The organism is Synechococcus sp. N26, from assembly GCF_900473975.1.
Lineage (GTDB): Bacteria > Cyanobacteriota > Cyanobacteriia > PCC-6307 > Cyanobiaceae > Parasynechococcus.
This window is the reverse complement of the sequence record NZ_UCNM01000007.1, coordinates 90,797-110,800: the sequence shown is the minus strand read 5'-3', so window position 1 is coordinate 110,800 and position 20,004 is coordinate 90,797. Positions and strand designations below refer to the sequence as shown.

Annotated in this window: 30 protein-coding genes and 1 tRNA gene; 19 read left to right on the top strand and 12 right to left on the bottom strand. The window is 56.1% G+C overall.

Features of this window, described 5'->3' with window-relative positions; genetic code table 11:
- Positions 1-52: 52 nt before the first annotated feature.
- The 3 genes from DXY33_RS05140 to DXY33_RS05130 all read left to right on the top strand — a co-directional run bounded on the left by DXY33_RS05140 (position 53) and on the right by DXY33_RS05130 (position 2,364).
- A complete protein-coding gene (locus DXY33_RS05140; protein ID WP_244275871.1) occupies positions 53-565 on the top strand; it encodes a hypothetical protein in 513 nt (170 codons plus the stop codon).
- A 406-nt stretch (positions 566-971) separates the two neighbouring features.
- Positions 972-1,973: a hypothetical protein gene (locus DXY33_RS05135; RefSeq protein WP_244275869.1), complete on the top strand. Its 1,002-nt coding sequence runs from the start codon at positions 972-974 to the stop codon at positions 1,971-1,973.
- A 43-nt stretch (positions 1,974-2,016) separates the two neighbouring features.
- A complete protein-coding gene (locus DXY33_RS05130) occupies positions 2,017-2,364 on the top strand; it encodes a hypothetical protein (RefSeq protein WP_244275867.1) in 348 nt (115 codons plus the stop codon).
- Here DXY33_RS05130 and DXY33_RS05125 read toward each other — a convergent pair whose 3' ends face one another.
- From DXY33_RS05125 to DXY33_RS05115, 3 genes are read right to left on the bottom strand one after another with little or no spacing between them, the layout of a single operon-like run.
- On the bottom strand, positions 2,365-2,943 hold the full coding sequence (locus tag DXY33_RS05125; RefSeq protein ID WP_115132022.1) for a pyridoxamine 5'-phosphate oxidase family protein: 579 nt from the start codon (positions 2,941-2,943) through the stop codon (positions 2,365-2,367). It lies immediately after the preceding gene.
- Positions 2,940-3,857: a histone deacetylase gene (locus tag DXY33_RS05120; RefSeq protein WP_115132021.1), complete on the bottom strand. Its 918-nt coding sequence runs from the start codon at positions 3,855-3,857 to the stop codon at positions 2,940-2,942. Before DXY33_RS05120 ends, DXY33_RS05125 begins: the two co-directional genes overlap by 4 nt.
- Before the next feature lie 40 nt (positions 3,858-3,897).
- Positions 3,898-4,149, bottom strand: a complete 252-nt coding sequence (locus DXY33_RS05115) for a hypothetical protein (protein WP_115132020.1) — start codon at positions 4,147-4,149, stop codon at positions 3,898-3,900.
- Positions 4,150-4,302: 153 nt separating this feature from the next.
- On the opposite strand from DXY33_RS05115, the gene DXY33_RS12820 reads away from it, so the two are divergent.
- The gene (locus DXY33_RS12820; RefSeq protein WP_006850800.1) at positions 4,303-4,428 is read left to right on the top strand and encodes a hypothetical protein; all 126 of its coding nucleotides are present in this window, start codon (positions 4,303-4,305) and stop codon (positions 4,426-4,428) included.
- Positions 4,425-4,823 (top strand): hypothetical protein, encoded by a 399-nt coding sequence (locus DXY33_RS05110; protein ID WP_115132019.1) that lies wholly within the window; start codon positions 4,425-4,427, stop codon positions 4,821-4,823. The genes DXY33_RS12820 and DXY33_RS05110 overlap by 4 nt, the downstream gene beginning before the upstream one ends.
- 332 nt (positions 4,824-5,155) lie before the next feature.
- On the opposite strand, the gene DXY33_RS12250 is transcribed toward DXY33_RS05110, so the two are convergent.
- Together DXY33_RS12250 and DXY33_RS05105 are read right to left on the bottom strand one after the other, a co-directional pair.
- Positions 5,156-5,314, bottom strand: a complete 159-nt coding sequence (locus tag DXY33_RS12250; RefSeq protein WP_170950551.1) for a hypothetical protein — start codon at positions 5,312-5,314, stop codon at positions 5,156-5,158.
- 154 nt (positions 5,315-5,468) lie between these two features.
- The gene (locus DXY33_RS05105; RefSeq protein ID WP_115132237.1) at positions 5,469-5,666 is read right to left on the bottom strand and encodes a chlorophyll a/b-binding protein; all 198 of its coding nucleotides are present in this window, start codon (positions 5,664-5,666) and stop codon (positions 5,469-5,471) included.
- 144 nt (positions 5,667-5,810) lie between these two features.
- Between DXY33_RS05105 and DXY33_RS05100 the strand changes: the two genes are divergently transcribed.
- The 3 genes from DXY33_RS05100 (at position 5,811) to DXY33_RS05080 (ending at position 8,541) form a co-directional block, all read left to right on the top strand.
- On the top strand, positions 5,811-6,041 hold the full coding sequence (locus DXY33_RS05100; protein ID WP_115132018.1) for a hypothetical protein: 231 nt from the start codon (positions 5,811-5,813) through the stop codon (positions 6,039-6,041).
- 971 nt (positions 6,042-7,012) lie between these two features.
- Complete coding sequence (locus DXY33_RS12245) at positions 7,013-7,273, top strand: hypothetical protein (protein WP_206749599.1); 261 nt, start codon at positions 7,013-7,015, stop codon at positions 7,271-7,273.
- Positions 7,274-8,325: 1,052 nt separating this feature from the next.
- The gene (locus DXY33_RS05080; protein ID WP_115132236.1) at positions 8,326-8,541 is read left to right on the top strand and encodes a hypothetical protein; all 216 of its coding nucleotides are present in this window, start codon (positions 8,326-8,328) and stop codon (positions 8,539-8,541) included.
- A gap of 138 nt (positions 8,542-8,679) precedes the next feature.
- Here the strand turns inward: DXY33_RS05080 and DXY33_RS05075 are convergent, their stop codons facing one another.
- A complete protein-coding gene (locus tag DXY33_RS05075) occupies positions 8,680-8,841 on the bottom strand; it encodes a hypothetical protein (protein ID WP_244272388.1) in 162 nt (53 codons plus the stop codon).
- A 173-nt stretch (positions 8,842-9,014) separates the two neighbouring features.
- On the opposite strand from DXY33_RS05075, the gene DXY33_RS05070 reads away from it, so the two are divergent.
- The 3 genes from DXY33_RS05070 (at position 9,015) to DXY33_RS05065 (ending at position 11,531) form a co-directional block, all read left to right on the top strand.
- Complete coding sequence (locus DXY33_RS05070) at positions 9,015-9,164, top strand: hypothetical protein (RefSeq protein WP_170950942.1); 150 nt, start codon at positions 9,015-9,017, stop codon at positions 9,162-9,164.
- A gap of 79 nt (positions 9,165-9,243) precedes the next feature.
- Positions 9,244-9,405 carry a hypothetical protein gene (locus tag DXY33_RS12240; protein ID WP_170950951.1) on the top strand — a complete coding sequence of 54 codons (162 nt, stop codon included), beginning with the start codon at positions 9,244-9,246 and terminating at the stop codon, positions 9,403-9,405.
- 953 nt (positions 9,406-10,358) lie between these two features.
- Entirely contained in the window at positions 10,359-11,531 is a 1,173-nt protein-coding gene (locus DXY33_RS05065; protein ID WP_115132013.1) for a site-specific integrase, read from the top strand.
- 70 nt (positions 11,532-11,601) lie between these two features.
- Here DXY33_RS05065 and DXY33_RS05060 read toward each other — a convergent pair whose 3' ends face one another.
- Complete coding sequence (locus tag DXY33_RS05060; protein WP_115132012.1) at positions 11,602-11,838, bottom strand: hypothetical protein; 237 nt, start codon at positions 11,836-11,838, stop codon at positions 11,602-11,604.
- Between the two features lie 327 nt (positions 11,839-12,165).
- On the opposite strand from DXY33_RS05060, the gene DXY33_RS05055 reads away from it, so the two are divergent.
- From DXY33_RS05055 to DXY33_RS05040, 4 genes are read left to right on the top strand one after another with little or no spacing between them, the layout of a single operon-like run.
- On the top strand, positions 12,166-12,396 hold the full coding sequence (locus DXY33_RS05055; RefSeq protein ID WP_115132011.1) for a hypothetical protein: 231 nt from the start codon (positions 12,166-12,168) through the stop codon (positions 12,394-12,396).
- Positions 12,397-12,455: 59 nt separating this feature from the next.
- Positions 12,456-12,743 carry a hypothetical protein gene (locus DXY33_RS05050; RefSeq protein WP_115132010.1) on the top strand — a complete coding sequence of 96 codons (288 nt, stop codon included), beginning with the start codon at positions 12,456-12,458 and terminating at the stop codon, positions 12,741-12,743.
- Positions 12,743-13,057 (top strand): hypothetical protein, encoded by a 315-nt coding sequence (locus tag DXY33_RS05045; RefSeq protein ID WP_115132009.1) that lies wholly within the window; start codon positions 12,743-12,745, stop codon positions 13,055-13,057. Before DXY33_RS05050 ends, DXY33_RS05045 begins: the two co-directional genes overlap by 1 nt.
- Positions 13,057-13,452, top strand: coding sequence for a hypothetical protein (locus tag DXY33_RS05040; protein ID WP_115132008.1), 396 nt, complete (start codon positions 13,057-13,059; stop codon positions 13,450-13,452). Before DXY33_RS05045 ends, DXY33_RS05040 begins: the two co-directional genes overlap by 1 nt.
- Here DXY33_RS05040 and DXY33_RS05035 read toward each other — a convergent pair.
- Complete coding sequence (locus DXY33_RS05035; protein WP_115132007.1) at positions 13,442-13,639, bottom strand: hypothetical protein; 198 nt, start codon at positions 13,637-13,639, stop codon at positions 13,442-13,444. The two genes, DXY33_RS05040 and DXY33_RS05035, sit on opposite strands and share 11 nt — an antisense overlap.
- Positions 13,640-13,864: 225 nt before the next feature.
- On the opposite strand from DXY33_RS05035, the gene DXY33_RS05030 reads away from it, so the two are divergent.
- The 4 genes from DXY33_RS05030 to DXY33_RS05015 all read left to right on the top strand — a co-directional run bounded on the left by DXY33_RS05030 (position 13,865) and on the right by DXY33_RS05015 (position 16,538).
- A complete protein-coding gene (locus tag DXY33_RS05030) occupies positions 13,865-14,320 on the top strand; it encodes a hypothetical protein (RefSeq protein ID WP_115132006.1) in 456 nt (151 codons plus the stop codon).
- Between the two features lie 97 nt (positions 14,321-14,417).
- Positions 14,418-14,579 carry a ribbon-helix-helix protein, CopG family gene (locus tag DXY33_RS05025; RefSeq protein ID WP_115132005.1) on the top strand — a complete coding sequence of 54 codons (162 nt, stop codon included), beginning with the start codon at positions 14,418-14,420 and terminating at the stop codon, positions 14,577-14,579.
- 78 nt (positions 14,580-14,657) lie between these two features.
- Positions 14,658-15,551, top strand: coding sequence for a restriction endonuclease (locus DXY33_RS05020; protein ID WP_136975424.1), 894 nt, complete (start codon positions 14,658-14,660; stop codon positions 15,549-15,551).
- Positions 15,552-15,560: 9 nt separating this feature from the next.
- Entirely contained in the window at positions 15,561-16,538 is a 978-nt protein-coding gene (locus tag DXY33_RS05015; protein ID WP_115132003.1) for a DUF3427 domain-containing protein, read from the top strand.
- A 154-nt stretch (positions 16,539-16,692) separates the two neighbouring features.
- Here the strand turns inward: DXY33_RS05015 and DXY33_RS05010 are convergent, their stop codons facing one another.
- The 4 genes from DXY33_RS05010 to DXY33_RS04995 all read right to left on the bottom strand — a co-directional run bounded on the left by DXY33_RS05010 (position 16,693) and on the right by DXY33_RS04995 (position 19,980).
- Positions 16,693-17,883, bottom strand: coding sequence for an AAA family ATPase (locus DXY33_RS05010; RefSeq protein ID WP_115132002.1), 1,191 nt, complete (start codon positions 17,881-17,883; stop codon positions 16,693-16,695).
- Entirely contained in the window at positions 17,880-18,182 is a 303-nt protein-coding gene (locus DXY33_RS05005) for a DNA-binding protein (protein WP_115132001.1), read from the bottom strand. The genes DXY33_RS05010 and DXY33_RS05005 overlap by 4 nt, the downstream gene beginning before the upstream one ends.
- A 559-nt stretch (positions 18,183-18,741) precedes the next feature.
- Positions 18,742-18,815 (bottom strand) — tRNA-Pro (locus tag DXY33_RS05000).
- A 13-nt stretch (positions 18,816-18,828) separates the two neighbouring features.
- Complete coding sequence (locus tag DXY33_RS04995; protein ID WP_115132000.1) at positions 18,829-19,980, bottom strand: NAD(P)-binding protein; 1,152 nt, start codon at positions 19,978-19,980, stop codon at positions 18,829-18,831.
- Positions 19,981-20,004: the final 24 nt, after the last annotated feature.

Sequence of the window (20,004 nt, the reverse complement as noted above, 5' to 3'; positions counted from 1 at the left end):
GGCTTGGTCTGCTGCAAGCCATCGTGGCAGCCCCAAAGTGGGTGCACCGTTCATGACGATCCTGATGCTGCGCCACGCCCTTCTGGTGCCTGTGCTGTTGGGGAGCTGCGTCGCTGCAACGGCCGCTGATCTCCCTGGGCAACAGGGGCCTACAACAGCGCTGCTGCAGGGCGGCCCACTGCAGCTCAGCACCCGTCGTACGGCCGAGCTGTTCCCGGACGGCAACCGCATCTGGAAGGTTGAACTGCATCGCGGCCCGCGTCTGCTGGCCAGCTGGCCAGCAGCCAGTGGTGTGGCCCGGCGCCAGAGTGCTGATCGCCGCTGGAGCCCCGGCAATGCAGCCCCTTTGCCCGCTGGTGAGTACAGCCTGGGGCGTCCGGAACCATTGGGGAATGATCTCTGGTTTGACCTGACCCCTCGCTTCGACACGACCCGAAGTGCACTGGGCATCCACCGCTGTTATCCCGGCACGGGTTGCATCTGCATTCCCGAGCGGGCTGATATCGATGCGCTCGCCAGTTGGGTCAAGGCCACTGGGATTCGCAGCCTGAAGGTGGTGAACTGATGGGACAGCCTTGACGTGCAGCTGTCCCAAATTCGGTCTCGAACGGAATTTGTGAATGTCGAAAAATCGTCGCCGACAGTCCTGCAATCTCGTTCTTTTCGGCTCATGATGCGTGGGCCAAGCCGCTAAGGGGCTTGGAAGCCGGGCCGAGCGATGCCCGACGGGAACTGCGATTTGGCTTCGGCTTTGGCTGAGGTCAAATCCGTTCGTTCTTAAGATATTTGGTTGTGTATCCCTAAATACCAATTCGTCCGTCAACGTGCGTTCGTGGTCGAATCGCTCCGGTGGTGCATCACCGTCGACCACACAACATTTCTTGATCACGACACGTCTGAGTGGCTTGGAGCACCGACGTTCCCCCTAAAGCTCCTTACAAGGAAGGCAAACCATCGGCTTGATCGGATTCATGGACGTCAGCATCTGGATGCTCGTCGGATTCCTGCTGGCGGCCTATTCCGTGGTGGCGAACGATTCGCTCCAGACCCTCGGCACATATCTCTCCTCCAACCGGAAACGCACGCCGAAGCCGGTGCAGATGCTCTTCATCTGCTCGGTGACCTGTGGAGTGCTGCTGTTGGGCTGGTTCCTCAACAACGCTGACCCCACCTGGGGGCGACTCAGTGTGCCTGGCAAGGAGTTCCCTTGGCCCGAGCCGTTCACCTGGGTCTATGTGCTCCCACCGCTCGCTGTTGTGGCCTTGACCCAGTGGGGAGCACCGGTGAGCACCTCGTTTCTGGTGTTGTCATCGTTCATGCCGGCCAACATCGGCACGCTGCTCAGCAGCTCGCTGACGGGGTACGGCCTCGCCTTCGGCGTGGGTCTTGCCGCCTATGGCCTGGGGTTGTGGTCGCTGGAGCGCTGGGTGTTCTGTCGTTCCCAGGACGGCCAAGACCCCAGCAAGGTCTGGTACGGCCTGCAGTGGTTCTCCACCGGCTTTCTTTGGTGCATGTGGCTAGTGCAGGACCTGGCCAACATTTTTGTCTTCCTGCCGCGCCAGTTGGACCTCGTCCCGATGCTCATCTGCACGCTGGTGCTCTGCATGGGCCTTTGTGTTCTGGTGGCCACCGGGGGTGGGCCGATCCAGGCCGTGCTCCGCACCAAGACCAACAGCTCCGATTTGCGTTCGGCCACGCTGATTGATCTGTTGTTCGGTCTCTGCCTGCTCTACAAGGCTTTCCTCTCCAGCTTCCCCCTCAGCACCACTTGGGTGTTTCTGGGTCTGATCGGCGGCCGTGAGTTGGCCCTGCGGATCAAGCAACAAACATCAGATCTCCCGTTCACCAACCGGGAGGCTGGCAGTCTGGCCAAGGTCATCGGCACGGATCTCTGGAAAGCCGCCTTTGGCGTTGTGGTGAGTGTGGTGATCGCCCTCAGCATTCAACCCCTCGCTCAGCTCACCGCAGGCTGACCCCTGTGGTCAGCGCCTCTATCCATGGCTAGGTCAGAGAGGGATGAGCCTCTCCATGGCCCGTTGTGTTGTCTTGTCGCTGCTGCTGCCTTGGTTGGTGGGCGGGTCTGCCTTGGCCAGACCTGAGCCGCAGCTCAGCGCCAGGCAAACCATCCTCGAGGCGAATCGCCACCTGATTGCCGATGGCTGGCGTCCCGCGCCGGAAAAAAAGCCAACGCCCGAGGAGCGGCGCTGGGCCTCTGTTGCGCTCGAAAGTCTTTCGGCCTGTTCCGGCACAGGTGTTGGCTTTTGCCGCTTTGATTACCGTCGGGACCTGCAACGGCTTTCGGTGGTGACGGTGCCCAGTGAACCCGGCCGTCCGTCGGTTGGTCGCGTTGAGCGTTGGTGGTGATCAGGGGTTCAGCGGTTGCTCTTGCCAGAGCGTGTCCGCGCTCCAACGCGTGCGTTGATGGGGGTGGGGGCCGAGGTTGAGCCGCTCAACGCTGATCACCTGCAGCCTCAGCACCACGAAATGCTCTGGCAGCGGTGCAGTTTCAGCCAGTTGATCGGGGAAGGCCGCTGTGGGGTTCAGCGGATCCGCCGGGGTGGGCCAGCCCCAGACGGCTCGTCCTGTGTCGGAGAGATTTTGCCAGCGCTGCTGGCAGAGCTCAGGTTGTTCGGTGGCTGTGATCAGCTTCACCTTTCCCCGCAGGCGGTACTGCTGGCGGGCTTTGGGGAACAACCAGCACAGTTCAGAGGCTCCATTGTTGGCGAGTTCCGTCACCTTCTCGCTGCGCTGATCGCTGAATAGTTCGAGCTGGTCTGCACCGGCCCAGCCGCGGAACACCAGGGTTCGCACCCGAGGTGCGCCGTCGCGTCCTGTTGTGGCCAGTTGCACCCAGCGGGCGGCAACGGAGCGTCCCTCTCGCTGCATGGCTGCGCGCAGCAGAGGTCTCCAGGGGGGGATGGCCTTAGAGATTCCCTCAGTCATGGAAGGTCGAACAAGCGAGCCTGCTCGGCAGCAGCACGCACCACGATGGCGTGGCGCTGCACCAGGGGGGTGAGGGCGTCGTAGCCGCCGCCGATCACCGTTGCGGTTGCAATCCTGCGGCGCAGACAGGCATCGAGCACGAGTCGATCGCGCATCTTCAACCCTGCATCGCTGAGGGCGAGCCGGCCGAGCCGATCATCGCGATGGGGATCGACGCCCGCGTTGTAGAGCACCAAGTCTGGAGCAATGGTGTCCAAGGCATTGGGCAACCGGTCGGCAATGGCAGCGAGATAGTCGTCATCGCTGGTGCCGTCGGCGAGGGGGATGTCGATATCCCCGTCCACTTTGCGCAAGGGGAAATTGCTGGCGGCATGCACCGAGAGGGTGGTCACCCTGGGATCGTCTTGAAAGCAGGCTGCTGAACCATCCCCTTGGTGCACATCGAGATCCACGATCAGAATTCGCCGCACCTCCCCTGATCCCAGCAACACCCGAGCGGCGACAGCACAGTCGTTGAAGATGCAGAAGCCACTCCCGAAGCCGGAGTGGGCGTGGTGGGTGCCGCCCGCCAGATGTGAGGCCAAGCCCCGCTTGAGAGCCAGTCGTGCCGTCAACAGGGTGCCGCCCACGGCAAGCCAGGTGCGCTGCACCAAAGGCCGCGTGGCCGGAAGCCCGATGCGACGTTGCTCAGGTCGGGTCAGGCGATCACGGCTGAAGGCTTCGTGATAAGTGCGGGGATGGACGCTCTCCAGATCTCTGCGGGCGATGCTCAAGGGCCGATGCACCTCGTCGGCCTGCACGACTCCCTGCTCCAGCAGGAGTTGATGCAGCAGCCGGAACTTCGCCATCGGAAAGCGATGGGTGCTCGGCAGTGGCGCGGAGTAGTGCGGGTGGTAAACGACCGGAAGCGGCAAGGGGTTGTCTCACCCGGGATGGCTCAGCCCCATTCAAGGGTCAGGCAGGCTGTTGATGCAGCAACCAGTCGTTGAAGCCACTGGTGTTCAGTTCGCTGATGCAGCTCTGCAGTTTGCGCAGATGGCTCTGCTTGATCTGGGTGAGTCGCTGCCCTTCCTGGGTTGTCGGCCCAACGCGGATTCGCTGCTGATTGAGCAGGTCCATCTCGCGGTCGAGATGTTCCATCAGGTTAAGCAGGGCGTAGCCCTGCTTGATCTCCTGCGCGCTGAGCTGCCTAGCGAGGTGACCCATGAGGCAACCCTTAAGGATTGCTTAATTATCTCATGGTGAGGCGTTCTGGACTCATGAAGCGGTCCGTGTGTGAGGGCGTGTCCAGGTGTGACTGGGGTGTTCGCTGCTTCTTCAGTCCGAACTGGTTAAGGTCCGCAGGATTGGGGACATGTCATGGGCGACTACACAACAGCGATCTGGGTCACCATTGGCCTGACGGTCGCCCTAACGGTTCCGGTCGTTTGGCAATTTCTGCAGCCCAACGACGATGATTTCGGTGATCTCACTCGCAGAAAGTGAGCCAACACGACGCGGTCACCATCCGTTGCTGGCAATTGACGGGTGAAACTGCTCTCGAGGACATGGTTCTCGGGGTTGACGAACGTGCTGTCCGTGATGGGATCAATGTGCTCTCATCCGACGATTTCGATGCCTGTCTGGCCATCGTGGTCTGTCGCATGGGGCCCAATTTCTTTGCGCACCTCTCCCAGGTGGCGGGGCATTACAACGGTGACGCCAGCGGGATCTGGGACCGCAGTCGCGGTTCCGGTGCTCCCGAAGGGACGGCCTACGAGATCAAACCTCTCACTCGCATTCATCGTGTTCCCGAGGCGTTGATCGGTCCCGAGTCCCCCGAAGGCATTTCGCTGTCCCATCGGGTTGCCGTCATGCACTATCTGCTCGACATGGGATAGGCGAAGAGATCCGTTGCAGAGGCTTCAAGCCATCTCCGTCTTCCCTTATTGATCTGGTATCCGCTTCAGGAGAGATCCGGATGGTGTGGCAGCAGATCGCCCACGATCGATCTGCACCCTGCAGTTTTTCTCGGCAGCTCCACAGATCAACAGGACGGCCACCGTTCTGTTGATGGAAAGGAGTGACGCCAATCCAGCCCATGAATCAAGGGCCTATAAAGGGCGGCACAGCAATCCCTCGTTGGCTTGATGGGCGTTGGAGTGGATGGACACACTCCAGTTCATGAGTAAGAGGGTTTATATCTTCGTCAGCTACAGGCTTGAGATGCCTGTCAGTTCTTGGGGCGGTGGAAGGGGGCTGCGGACGACTCGAGCTTGGCGTGGGCCTTGTCTGCCTTTCTCAAGATCTTCTGAGCTTCATCGCGGGTCAGGCACTCTTCAGCTGCGAGCTGGAGGGACTCGAGGCGTGAATGGGCGGTGCTTGTCTTCATCTCTTCATAACCGATTCATAACCTTTTATCGCAAAACGCCTGCAACATCAAGCGTTTCAACCAAAAAGAGGGTTTTGTCAGGACTTGGTCATGGCCAATGGGCGAGGGAGTGCAACTTCAGTCGCACACCTCAACCCATAGGCAGCAGACCGATTCAGTTGCAGCCGAACACGCCAAAGGTGATCTGGCTGACGATCCCGTGACCCGACAGTGCTTCCGTCAGCACGCCCACCACAAAGCCGATCATGGCCACGCGGCCATTGAGGAGCTCTGCTCGTTCGAAACGCTCACTGCGAATTTGAGCTGCTGCAGCGCTTTGGAACCAGTCGTCGTTAGGAGTCGAAGAAGCCATCATTCGTTGAGTGATTGCGAAATATTACGGTCCCTGTAACGGTTTGTAAACGGGTGGCGCTTCGGCTCCCTAAGAAGCATCACCAACTGCTGCCAAGCAGCTCGGTCCGTGGCCAGACCGGATGTAGGTGCATTCGCTCCAGTCATGTCAACGTCGCGAAACCGAGCCCACAGCCGCTTCTCCTCCCGTCGAATCGACCAGGAGCTGCAGGGAGCCCAAGACGCCTTGATTGCCTTTGAGGGGTATGGCCCCAGCGGGCCGATGCTGCATGCCTCGGCATTGCAGCGGCCTGCTGGTCGACGCTCAGGCGCCTGGTTCGACAGGCTGCTCGCGCCGTTCCATCAACTCCTGACTGGGTTCAGCCGCCGGAGTTGATCAGTGGGAGGTGCGAGGACCGCGTTCTCGGGTCCTTTGTTGCTGAGATCCGATGGCCAGGTTGTGCATTTCCTCTGGATTCAATGGACGCACTGCAGACATCAGTGCGTCATCAGTCCAATAGTCCGGACTGTCCAGAACTCCCAAGTGCAGTGGGCAGGATGGGCCAGAAATCATGGCTTCTCCCTTAAGGATGTCTTCAGCATGAAGCATCACCATGCCCAGGTTTTTAGGACTCTTGCTCCAGATGTGGTGTTTCCTTCACGCCAGGCTTGTTGCGTGCGTGATTCGAAATTTTGGTGATGAAGCTGGCTAAGGCTTCCAAGCACTTGATGCAGTGCACCTGTTGCTTGATTCGAGCTCTTCACGCATGTTCACCAGAGTCTTAAGTGAGTGTTGATGTCCACTACATCTGGTGTTGGGTGAGTATTATTTTTTATTGCATCAAGGATTGGTGCAGATCGCCGGGTGATGGGGATTGCCTTGGCTATTGAGCCGCTCCAGGGATGGAGCGGTTTTTTGTCTGCACCGAACGATTTATAACCTTGGTGCTCTGTGGATCAAGTCCACTGAGGCTGGATCAGGTCAGCTGTGCATCTGCACCTTTATGCCTTGCGTTGTTTTACTGCACGAATTGTCTTCTACCGCTTAGCGCCATTGTTCAGGGCAGAGTCTTTGATCAAGGAAGTTAGTCCTAGCCAGCCAATCTGGCTTGCCGAATCGATTCAAAATCGATACCCATCACTTTGGTTAGAACGAGGTATCCGCCCCAAGCGACAACGTTGAGGCCAAGGGCCCAGAGATAAAGCGTGCGTCTGGCTTGGGTTGAGTCATCGCTCATCGGTTATTTCCGGTTCAACAGGCACCAGGCACCATAAAGGGCAAGGCCAAGCAGGATCCAGGGAAAGATTGCGCGCAGCAGTGTTAATCCAATCAGGACGACCACAAGTGTGATCGCAGATCGCTTCACCATGGCTTTGCTGCTGTCAGTCATGAACTGCCAGCGGGGAATCAAGGCCATTACAACAACCATGCTGAACAGCGTTCTAGGAGACTTGGAAGAAAATTGCCAACCTTTCTCTCAGGCTGGTCAGTTCGCCATTCAAGGCTTTGGTTGGATGCCTTTTACGTCGGTGGTTTTGCTTCTGATGAATCAGCTTGCGGCTTCAGCAATCGTATTCGAGATGAGATTTCTGCTCACGCTTGCCAAAATCGGCCTCTTTCATCTGTGATTCGTCATAAGCCCAGTCGCTGTAAATCCTTGATTCTGAAAAGCTCTTTTTAAGACGAAGTGCAGTGATGCGTTGGCCAAGTAGTTCGAATGACCACTTTGCTGCTGAAAGAACCTTGCCCATGACACCTCTTTGCAACTCTACCCATGTGATAGCCCATGGATATCAATTGAACATTGGTGCATATGCTCATTGAGGCTCGGTTTGATTCAAGCCTCCTCGACGGAATCATTGGCGTTTTGTTTGATGCCCTGTTGGCGTCGACTTGATTCACAGTTCCGGCACTCCTGTTGATCCAAGCCAAAGAAATTGAGAGGTTTGATGTCACCGCAGCTGATGCACTGACGTCCCTCTGCTGGGGGGGGGCTTTAAAGGCCATGGTGGTCACTCCTTGGTGTTGATCGGCGTTGGCTTGATCCGTTCTGACAACGCCTGGGGAGACCATAGGCGCCTCTGTTGATGGCACTGGGGGCAGTCCCCTCTCAGGCTCGAGTGCATGTGACCACAGTGCGCACAACAAATCAGTGCCATGGCTGTTGTTGCTGATGCACCACGCTGATTGTTCAGATCGAATCAGGCATCGGTGTTTGTCCCTAGTTCGATCCCAAGGTTTGGCGGTTCTCAGGATTGATCAAAGATCTTTTGCAGGGTAGTTCGCTCGTTTTGAAGCGAATTTGCCCTCATGGGTTTGCCCAGTGGCCTTGGCTGCCGGGGTCGATTCAAAAAGACCTTGCTGAGCCACCAGAGCTGAAGCCCGACAAACGGCAGTGCCAGTAGTGCCAGTTCAGTTGCCCCTTGCATCAGTAGTGCTTGCCGCGATTGTCGATGGCGTCTGTTTTAAAGCACTCCAACTCTTCGGGTGTATGCAACGGAGGTTTCTCCCGTTGGCCAGCCCATCGCCGAAGCAGCTGCAGCAATCGTTTCATCCCTTTAATGATGGTTCATCAAAGCCATGTGCCATCTCAGGCTATGGCAATCCCGATTTCATTCGAAATCGAATTGATTAATGTCATTGGATCTAGGCTTGTCCGAAGCAGAACAGTTTGTTTCTCGTGACCTTTAAAGAGCTTGTGGCCAGTTTCAACAAACAAGGCACGAGCTGGGAAGAGCTTTGTCTTGAAATCAGGTGTGAGAGCTGTTTTGCATCGGTTTTTGATGAAGTGAACGAGCAAATGGGCTCTTCAAGTGATGTACTTGCTCGGCTTGCCGATGAATTTCCCAATCACTACAAGAGTTATGCCAAGGAGAGGGGCCTGGTTCAGCCGTGACCAATCAGCCTTGATCAAGAGGTGTGAGAGAGGCAGTAAGTCGTGACACCACCCACCAAATCAAGCAACCACGCCCGAAGAGGTCTCCCTCTCACCTTCAAACCCTAGTTGTGGCTCGGGCTTCCGTCAGCCCCGGGTTCACCGAGAGGCAGCCAAGTTCGCTTTCGCTGCTTTTAGGGCTTCCTCGCAGGCCGCTCGGTCTTCGCTGTCGATGTCACCCTGACTGCCGTTCAAGCGTGCCTCCAGGAAGGCGATCTCATCAATCCAGTAGGCCCTGTCTTTGCCTTGTTGTTCAGTCACGCGTTTGGAAAGGTGCCAGTCCATCGCACCCTTCATAGAGGAACGCTGCCCAGGCGGCTGCCACCACTGTCTGGTTTGTTCATGGCTTTGGGCTTGTGCGCTTAGAGGACGCAGACTAGGTGGATCTGAAGAAGGAGCCCATCGCCATCGACGAGACGTCTCCAGTTACCCCCATGACCGCGCTGGTCATCGATGCCGATGGGCATCTGACGTACATGGGTGAAGACGGATGCCGCCGGCAGATTGTTGGTGATCCAGAGCTCTTGGCGCGTCTGCAACAGCTGCAGGGGAAGGACTGCACTGATGGCGATGGCGATTGGTAGTTGTAGTTGGTCTCGCCAGATCTCCCAAGATCAGCCGAAGATTTCTTCTTTCTTCGGAGCTGAATGAGTCTTTTGACCGATGGGCTGTTTTGTTCGCTTTCCTTATGACGAGCAAAGCCATCTTGAAGTCATGGACACAATGTTTTTCGTTGGCGTGAATGCGGGGCTTCTGATCCTGCTGATTTTTGGTCTTGTATCTGCCAAAGCCAAGATCAAGGCCGGCCGTAAAGAGATCATCTGAGCCACCAACGAAACCGGTTTCATTGCTGGTAGGGGCAAGAAAAAACTCCGGCGCGTGACGGCACCAGGAATCTCTTCATCACGAAGATCAAAGTCCTGTCGATTCGTTCAGGGCTTTTCCTCGGTGGTCGTCAGAGCTGCCAATGCTCTTTCGATTTGTTCAATCTCCTCTTTTTGGCGTATGCCATCGCCCTTGTATGGGGGGAAGCGGGTTGTCGTTCAGAGTCCTAAACCCAATCATCTGAATACTTTGTCTTGGTGGCGCTCAGTTCACGGATGTCTTCTGTGAGGTGCTGTGCTGCCCACATGCCTCTGACGACTTGGCAGACACCTTCCTGGTCGCAAACCCTGTAGTACTCGAAGCCTTCTGGAGCGGTGGTGAGTCTGGTCTTGGTTCCTTTCATGTTCTTGATCTCCGCTGATCCAACAAATAGACAACAAGATGAGTCCCGACTAGGTGAATTGAGACAAAGAGTTCAGCTTGTTACAAATCCTTGGATGGCTTAACAGGCGCAATTTCAATTCAGGCCCTTGGCGCGATGTGGGTGGCCAGGTCAGTGTTGCGTCAGTTGATATGGCCGTTGTCCACCTCTGCGACCTGGACGAGGGTGGGACCTTGGGATCTCTGGCGCCACCGCGTAGTGAGAAGCCCGTTCAAGCAGCTTGCTTGAGCAGGGAGAGCAATAAAAAAACCGCCCCTTGCGGGACGGTTTAAACACCAGCTGGGGACTGGTTTTTGATCGCATCGGGGAGACAGGATTCGAACCTGCGGCATCTTGCTCCCAAAGCAAGCAGGTTCGTCAATCCTGTCCTGCCTAAACCTAGTCGTAGCCCAAGCTCTGGCAGCGTTTCTGCGTCATGGGGTGTCAGCAGATGTCACCATATGCTTGACGTTTTTGGCACGCCTTTGGCACGCCTTTGGCACAGTCCTGATAGCAATATGTCTCAGGCGCCATGCCTCGCCTGTCGGAACAGGACAACTGGGTGAAGCCTTTCAGGCGGCAGGTCGCTATCAGTTGCGGAGAGGGTTGGTACGTCCGAAACAACCGTGGGCGGATGCGCCTCAATGTCTTGGGGCACGGCACGATTTCCCTTAATTACGACTGGTCAGAACAGGGCGCTGCAAAAGCCCTTCCATTCATCCAGCAACTGTTCAAGCGTTGGGATAAGGGTCAGAACAGCCTCGCTACCGCCGCAAGGTCCACCCAGACCAGCAGCAGTCATCAGAAGCTGGATTTCGGCGAGTTGTTTGAGAAGTACCGAGCGTTCGTTCCTAACGCCAGCGACACCACTTGGAAGTCGTTCTATTTACCGGTCCTGAGGAATTGCGCCAAGGCCTTTGAAGGCAAGCCGCCGGCTGATGGTGAGTCGCTAGCGATGACTTGCCTGTCCCAGTGGGAGCAGGGCTCAAGGATGCGCCAGACGAGCCGTCAGAAGCTCTATAGCTTCCTGAATTGGGCGGTCCAGCGTGGATATCTCAAGCCGATCTACAGCCCCCCTGCGGCGCTTCCGGAGATCCTGAAGCCAAAGCGCATCGGGTACCCCCTCAGTGATGCGCAGATCCTGCAACTCCTAGACAACCTGCCCGAGGGCGAAGTGCATGACCGTTGGAGGTTTGCGATCCAGCTCTGCAGCGTTTATGGATTGCGTCCCGAAGAACTGCGTTATCTCCGCATCAAGGACGGAGTAGGCGGGCCGGAACTCTGGACGATTTATCGGAAGTCAATGGGCGGCACTAAAGGAGCCAAGACCCACCCTCGCCAGCTTCACGCTCTCTTTGTTCGTGATGCTGATGGGCGCGTCATTGATTGGAATCTGCAGGACCGTCTGCAGGAGGGGGAGGAATTGCCCCCGTTGAATCGTGAGGGTGATGGTTCGCAGGCGTTGAATCAGTACCTCCGCAGACGCAAGGTCTGGTTGGCTCTGCGTGACGAAGCCGAGCATCAAGGTGAGGAGCTGACGCCTTACTCGTTCAGGCACCGTTACTCCAAGCAATCGCACGCGGCGGGGCTTCCTGTTTCAGAGATTGCCGAGGCAATGGGGCACAGCCTTGAGGTTCATCTGAAGTCGTATGCGCGGTTCAAGCCGGACTCAACTGCAGCCAACTACGCCGCGGTCAACGCCTGAAGAAGGAGTTCAACCTTTGGTATCTAAAGAGATATCGCTCAGTCAGCAGCAGATGCAGCAACAGCAGTAGTCAGCGCCAGATCCTTGCGATGACCCAAGCGAACACCGAGCAAAGGACGGCAAACACGATCAATGGAATGGCCCAAACGACCAAGGTCACGATCACCGGAGGGGTGTTGTAACTCAAATCCCAGAGCAACGACTTAATCCACTCACTCTTCACGCACCAGATGGGCAGGAAGAAGAGCATCGGCACAAACAGAGCCGAAAGAAAAGCGGTGACAGCGATTCGCTGTGGTCTGGTCATGCCCAACTGATAGCTATCGGACAGGCGGGGGGCAGCGCCACCAGACTGTCTTAACCCCCCCCCTTCCCCTTGAACTCGTCGGAACGTTGACGCGGATCATTTGGCCGCTGCCATCGCCTCATCTGAAGGAAGCCAGCCCACGACAGGGGCGATGTTGTCTTCGGAGTCCCCAAGACCTCCATCCAATGGCTTCAAACCCTTGCCATTGGGGCGTCGGTATTGCACTGGCTTCTCTTCTTCAGTGGGGGGGCCAGTCCGCGCTTGTTAGGGGTGACTTGACCTCGTCGTACTACCAGCAGTAGTACAGATGAACTACAAGAGGTCAGCATGGAGGAGTGGGCGTTCGTTGACGAGCGGGAGTTGCAGGGATGGAAGGGCGGCTGCGTCTGCATCACCTGCCAGCACTTCACCTACGGGGTGGATCAGCACTGCCACACCCTGTTGGGCTGCAACCTCAGGCAGCAGCAGTTACAGCAAGGCGAGCACCTGAAGAAGAAGTGCAAGCTCTGGGCGCCGACTTGGCAGAAGGAGATGGGCTGGGCTCCCGAAGCTGGGTGATGCTGAATAGGTGACGGCATGATGCAGACATGGCATACGTGCCTTGACCCGATTGAGTCATGCCTTGCAACGACCCCGAGCACAAGGATGAGTTCCTCACATGGTTAAGGGCGCGTATTGAACGGAACGGATTCACCGTTGACGACGTCCCCGACTACATGGGCTTGGCCTACAAATCTGGCAACCCTAAAGATCTGAACCCTGTGGTCTGGAGGGAGTGGTTCAACCATTACGAGGTAACCATCAACCCAAAACCTTCGCTCGGACATCCTGACTATTTCACCGGCCCCAGAGGCGGCCGCTATCGGATCAACAGCAACGGTCGGAAGTCCTACGACGTGCCGTGATGGGTTATCGCCGCAACACCTTCTCTCCCCGAGGCAACCGGATAGTTCACGTGGCTGTCACCGCCACCCTCTGGGGATGCGGTGGGTGGATCGTTGCCGCGATCATCGCGGGAGTTGGTGGTGATTGGGTTACCCCTTGGATGATCGGCTTTGCCCTGATCTTTTTATGGGGCCACTTCCACATCAAGGGCGCAGCCGCTCAAAACCAACCGACCTACTACGACAAAAAGGCCTCCGAAAATTGGTTCATAGGTCCGCGAGGAGGGAGATATCGGATTGATGACAAAGGACGGAAGAGATACGACGTGCCGTGATGAAACGATTCCTCCTGCTCCTGCCGCTGATGGTGTTTTCTCCAGTCCTTGCGAACTTGGAGAAGGCTGAGATCAAAGGGCTTGGCTGGGGCAGAGGATTTAAGGAAGCAGCCCTCAACTACGAGCTGTACTGCGGCGAGGGAGAAAGCAAAGAGGCTTGCGACGTTGTCTTCCTAGATGACGCCATACAAGTCGGAGAAGACCGGATACCTCACTCTCAGATCCTGCATTTCTGGCGCAACCACGACATCTATGGGTCGGGATTCGTCAAAGACCACGTCTACATACGCTTCCTTGATGACAAGGGAGCCAAGCGCATCATCAAGTTCATCCTTGTGAACAAAAGAGATGCCGCGGAGTTCTGGAACCTCCTGAACGTAATTACTAACCCCTGACCAAGCGCCACAGGCGTGTCATCACACCCTTGGGATTGCGCTGCATCTCGCGATCCTGCCAATCCTCGTAAGCAGGCAGATCAATCTCCTCAGGTAGCGGAGCCCAGCTACCCATCCATGTATTGATCTTCGGCGCGCGCTGATTGCAGGGCAGCGCCTCCAGCCAGTTGAGGTAGTCGCGATTCATGATCCGTGGCTAGTGGTGGAGATGAGACGAGATAACCGAGGGAACGGCGGTCTTGGCTCGGGTGATCTGTTCCGACGGCTGGCCGGATCACCCTGTCTGGAATTTGGGTGAGGCCCCGTTTTCAGCCGAGGCCCCGTTAGTAGCTGGAAAAGCACGAAACCAGCCACTGGAGGAGTCATGGAGATGGGTTGGGCTTCTGAGGCGGGCTGACGCCACACTGGTGCCATGGCGAAGAACAACCACAGCATCGGAAACGCTGGTGAGTTCTATGTGCTCGCTCAGCTCGCCCAGCGCGGTTACATCGCAGGCAAGACCGATGACGGTCAGACGCTCATAGACGTGATCGCTACCGATCCAGAGACGCTGAAGAGCATCAATATCCAAGTCAAAACCCGAGACGGTGCTGGTGATGCGTGGCTTATGTCAGCGAAAAACGAGCGTGTCTTTGACGGGCTTTGGTACGTCCTACTTCAATTGAACGGAACAGACGTATTGCCCGACTTTTACGTCTTTCAAAGCAGCTTCATCGGTCCTTGGCTGCAGGAGGATCACTACTCGTGGCTCGCCAAACCGAAGAAGAACGGAGAGCCCAAAAAGGACTCCAACATGAGGCGCTTCAGGCCTAGCGATGCTGAGCTAGAGAAGGCTCGCGACCGCTGGGATCTGATGTTCAGCGCTTGACCCAACGCCACAGGCGAGACGTAGTGGCAGAAGGAGTTGGGCTGGACTGCCCAAGCGGGCTAACCGTTGGCATCCTTAGCTGAGCAGTCAGGCTCTGATGGCACGGATCGGCAACAAAAAAGCGTTCACCGTCCACCTGAGCGATGAGATGGCGGCAATGATTGACCGCAAGCGCAAGGAGTGGGGCTTAAGAAGTCGGGGCGAAGTCATAGAGCGCCTTCTCGGCTGGATGCTTGAACCAGAAGAATCCAACGAGTGACTCTCAGCCCAGTAGCCACAGCCATAATTCAAGAAATGCTTGGCAAGCGTGGTTGACCTGCCCAAGTTCCACGAGTGCATGACGCCCTTGCTGGAGGTCTTGCGAGATCACGGCGAACTGGACCGACATACCGCCGCAGATCTTGTTGTTCGGCACATGGGGCTGACGCCTGAGCAAATCGCCCTGTCACATGAAACGAGCGGAAAGTCCGTCATCAAAGGACGAATCGGGTGGGCATCTTCAGCATTGAAGTCCTGCGGGGCATTAATCCAGCCCAAGAGAGCTCACTGGGCATCAGGCCACAACGCAGAAAAGCTTCTATCGCTTGGAAGGCCTGCGAAGCTGTCTGACATAAGAAAATTTGAGGAATATAAGCAGCACAAACTAAGAAAGTTAGAAGCATCAGTAGGTCCCTCTAATGACGATGACCTTGACTCAGCAGATTCAACGCCAGAAGATCTAATTGAAAAGGGCATCAATGCTCTTAAGAGCAGCCTTATTGAGGAGCTTCTTGAAAATCTGAAATCAGTATCTCCAGAAAAGTTTGAACATATTGTGCTCGCCGTATTGGCAGCCATGGGGTATGGAGGTGGAGATATGCGGTCTATGCAAGGAGTCCCTCGTGGCCCTGATGGTGGAATTGACGGACGGATAAACGAAGACAAGCTTGGCTTAGATCAAATTTATGTACAGGCAAAGCGATACTCGGAAAACTCCGTCGGGCGACCAACAGTTCAAAGCTTTACGGGAGCAATGGATGGCGGCGGTTGCAGCAAAGGCATATTCGTCACAAGTAGCAAGTTCACTGATGACGCTCGCAACTTTGCGAATGGCCTGACGACCAAAAGGCTCAGACTCATTGATGGCGCAGAATTTGCAAAGCTAATGATTCAGTATGGGGTTGGAATACAAATTGTTCGCACTTTGCCTATTGGGAAGATAGATCAAGACTTTTTCACTGACGAAGATTGAGCAATTGAGATGAAAGAGGCATTTCCATCCAAATCATTTCAGATTGGCTCCACTTACCAGAGGAAAGACATTGACTCCTTCCTTAAGGAGGCAAGCGTCAATATTAGGTCTGGAGTATTTGCTTTTGAAAACGGAATAGTTCTCTTCGTGACCTTGGACAAAACAAGTAAACCAAAACATCATAAATTCAAAGACTTCTTTGACGGAAAGGACTTCTATTGGGAGAGCCAGCCACCAAATGCAGCATTTGGAAGGCCTACAGCACCCTCAATGTCCAAGCTTCTAAACAGAGAACTAAAGACATTCCTATTCGCAAGAATAAAGCCAAAATTCAAATCAAAAACTCTTCCATACTTTTACTGTGGTGAACTTGATGTAGTGAGCTGGGACGATAAAGCCGAAGGGCAGCGGCCGTTTGGAGTTCACTTTCAGTGCACAGAGATTGGCAATATTTCAGAGCCAGGCTTCAAGGATTTGATGGCATGGAAGCCAGAGCAACATGAACATATCTCAGAGGCCAAGCTTCTTGCCGCAACGTCATCGGGAAAAGCATCAAAATCGTCCACCAAACCAAGGGGGCAAGGACGAGAGACAGACCCTAAAATTAGGAAAGCAATAGAACTCTATGCCACTCAAAAGGCAGTTGAGTACTACACGAATTTGGGCTACAAAACCACTGACGTCTCTCAAGAAAAACTGGGCTATGACATGTACTGCGAAAGAAAAAATTCAAGTTTACTTGTAGAAATCAAAGGCTCAAGAGGAAGTGGCTGGTCTGTCACTGTCACTTCCAATGAGGTCAAGACTGCGGAAGAGAAAGATGTAGACCTTTTCATCACCAATAAAATAAAAGTTTCTGAAGATGCCCGCGGAACATACATTTGCAATGGGGGCGAAACTTTTTGCATATCCCCATGGAAGCCAAGAGATCCTCAATCAAGCCTCCAGGCGACTGAATATCAATTTACTCCAAACACACCTTCCTAATACGCAAAGAAAACTCAAAGCAAGCGTGTTGCATCCGGTGATTGAAACCTTCAAAATTAGCCTTCGCTAATTTGACGCTAATTTTTAGGCGAGGCTAGACATCACCTGCGACGAAAACCTGAGGAAGGACCCAAGTAGTTACTAAGTGGTACATCTATGCAGCTTGGGGGTGTGTGGGGGAAGTACAGAAAGTCCTCTCTGCGTATACATATTTCGGGCGACCACCAGTGGAAGGAAGAGTCCGTCTGGTGATCTTGTCCTCCACGAACAAGCCCTTCAGAACCCGATAGGCGTGTCGCTCGGCGCAGCTCAGCTCTCGCTGGATGTCCTCAACCGTCCATTCGCGTTCACTCCCAGCCATCAGCGCCAGCACTTGTTCAGCGAACTGACGGCGTTGCTTTGGAGTCACGTCCGCTTCATTCGCGACTCCCGTCAGAAGGAACGAGAAGTCCTCGTCGCTGCCCTCAACGTTCCATGCCGTGCCATCCGCGCAGGTGCGTCCTTTCAGGCACTGCAACTGCATCTGAATGTTCTGGTCCGGCTGCTGCTGATCAAGCCTCCAGAGCCCCCAAACCTCACTGGCAGCCCAGCCCTGACTGGCTGCGCCAAAAACGCAATCAAGGGTGATGGCGTTGGTTGTTGAGTCCTTGCTCTGCTTCCTGAGGTGGGCGCTCAGCACTACGGCTACTCGGTGTTCAGAAGCCCATTGGTTCAGTGGGTAGAGATCAAATCCGAACTCGGCGTCGTTCATGCTCGGGCCGTCTGGTCTGCCCGCACCCAAGAGCGTCGTGAGGCTGTCCAAGACGATCAAGTCGTAGTGCTCTTGCTCCTGAAGAGCCCTGAGCTTGTCCTCGTTAAAAGAACTCCAGTCAGTGATCAGATGGAACTCTGAGTTGATGCCCATGACCTTGAGCTTGTCGGCGGCGTTCTCGGGGCTTTCGTCGGACTGGATGAAACAGACCTTGCCCTTCTTGGTCGTGAGTTGACCCATGAAGTCCGAACCGTTGGAGACGGCTTCCGCCAACCCATAAAGAAGCGAGCTTTTGCCCGAACCAGAGGCTCCAGCCAACAAGATCAAGCGACCACGAGGGATGAACTGATCAACGATCCAATCCGTGGCTTCGCGCGTCTTCAGAAGCTGCTGGGCGGACTGAGGGACTTTTTGAACATCCCCCTGACACCCCCCACCAGACGAATCGCCAGATGGAAATTGGAGAGCGTGTTGAAGAGTCTTGGAATAAAAGCCCTCTTTCATTTTTGAAGGCGAGAGGAGCGCATCAGCAGGCAACTTCCCCATATCAATCAACGTTTGAAAAGACGTTCTTTCATCTCCCTGATCCCTCATGACCTTGCCCTCACAAGCGGGGCATCGCTGAAGGTCTCAATGGAATCCTGTTTTTCCTGCCTGAGAGCGGCACGACGCTGGGCTTCCAACTGCACCATCTGAACTGTGCGTTCAGCCAGTGTTTGCCGGATGGCTGGCAGGTTGTAAGTGACCGGACCGCCAGCTTTGCCAGTGGCGTAAATCCAGTGCGTACCGGCTTCAAGTCGGCCGTCACGGCGCATTGTGCGAAGGGTGCTTTGTTTGATTGCCAGCAGGTCCGCAGCCTGTGGCTCATGCACCCACTGTTGGGCGTAGTTCACCTGTGGAGGGTTGGCTAGTTCCCCTCTGCGCGGACCACTGCATCAAACGAACCGATGCCAGTTCTCAGCGGAGCTTCACCCTCAAGTCGCCTTTGTCGGGCGTAACGGGCAACTCTCCGCAGTTGATCCGCAGGTCGTCGTGATTCACGATCGCGAACCTCCTGTCTGGCGGTGATGGTCTCACCGTTGACGCGGATTTGGTTGGCAGCCTTGTCGGCGTATCGGTCCTGTTTGCGCGGCATCGCACAGGGGTGGTTTACAGAACCGACGCCATCAGCCCGCCTAGTGGCAGTACGGAAGGCTCACTAGAGAAGGTGAGCCTGAAGAGACCGCGCAAGGTCTTAATTGCACAGTGCGTACCTTGCGCTTTCTCTTTCATCAGTGGGCCAAGTTTCCTGAAGGTGCTCATCCCTGTCAACAACTGTCTGGGAAGTCGTGCCAAACCAGCGGAAGCCGTGGGGGTTTTTGGCACGGCTTTGGCACAAATGCCCGTAAGCAATAAAAAACCGCCCCTTGAGGGACGGCTTAAATACCAGTTGGGGTCTGGCTTCTTATCGCATCGGGGAGACAGGATTCGAACCTGCGGCATCTTGCTCCCAAAGCAAGCGCGCTACCAAACTGCGCCACTCCCCGGCGCACACAGAGATTAGCGGTCAGCGTGCAGCTGTTCAGCCAGGTTGACGCCGCTGCTAATCGCTCCCTCCGCTCTGCCGAAGCCAGGCCCTGCGATCCAGTCGCCACAGAACCCAACGGCGCTGGTGGGGCACCACTGCAGTTCTTGTGGCAAGGGGTTGTTGAGGGGCCGTGAGGCGCCCCAGCGCATCACACCCAACGGCGTCGCCTGGTTCAACGCAGCTGAAACAACCGGCAGGGCTTGCAGCAGTTCGGGCAACAGCTCCACCAGGCGCTGTTGCTCCTGAGCCAGCAGGTGCCCCTGGCTTTCGGGCGTGATTGCTTCCCCGGAATCCAATCCATGCACCACAAGCCCCCAGCGTCCATCGCTTTGCGGCTGCAGCACGAGGCGTTCCACCTTCCAGCGCGCCTTGGCGGCGTCGTCCAACCAGATCTGGGCGGGCAGTTCCTCAGCGTTGAGCGCGAGCACGCCCAGATCCACCATCAGGTTCCAGCGCACTTCGGCTTGGCTGTGTTGCAGCAGGGTCAATGCCTTGTCGAGGTCGTCATCCACGCCTTCTGCAACGGCTGTGCGCAGGGGTACGTCATCCCAAGCCAGCATCTTCAGTGAGCGGGGATGGGCCAGCAGGGTTCCACTGAGCACAAGGCGCTTGGCCCTGAGGCTCCAGGTTCGATCCTCGTTCTCCAGCAGCCAATGGTCCTTGCGGTGCTCCAACCAGCGCACACGGGTTTCGAATTGGCGGCTCAGTTGCGCGGTGCCAGCCGTATCGAGAAGCGCCTCGCAGATGCTGGCCATGCTGGGAACACCATGCCACCAGCCACCATTTGGCCTGGCGTCTGGGCTGTTGGCAGGCGACAAACCGGCTTCGACATCGAGCGAAAGCACAGCTCGCTCGTCCCGCTGAAGCACACCCGCTGCCCGCAATGGCTTCAGTAGTGGATTCATGCCCTCTGGCATGGATTCACTGAGGTTGAACCCCGGTGCTCCATGGTTGAGCAGCCAGCCACTTTGGTCGCGTCTTCTGCGGGTGGCCGTGCGTCCACCTGGCCCCCGGCCGGCCTCGATCAAAGCGATGTTGAGTTCGGATCCCAGCTGCTGGAGCCGGCCAATCAGGCTGCAGCCAGCAAGCCCTGCACCAATAATGGCGAGATCAACCTCAGCCACGTCTGCTGAAGCCTCTGTCGCCGA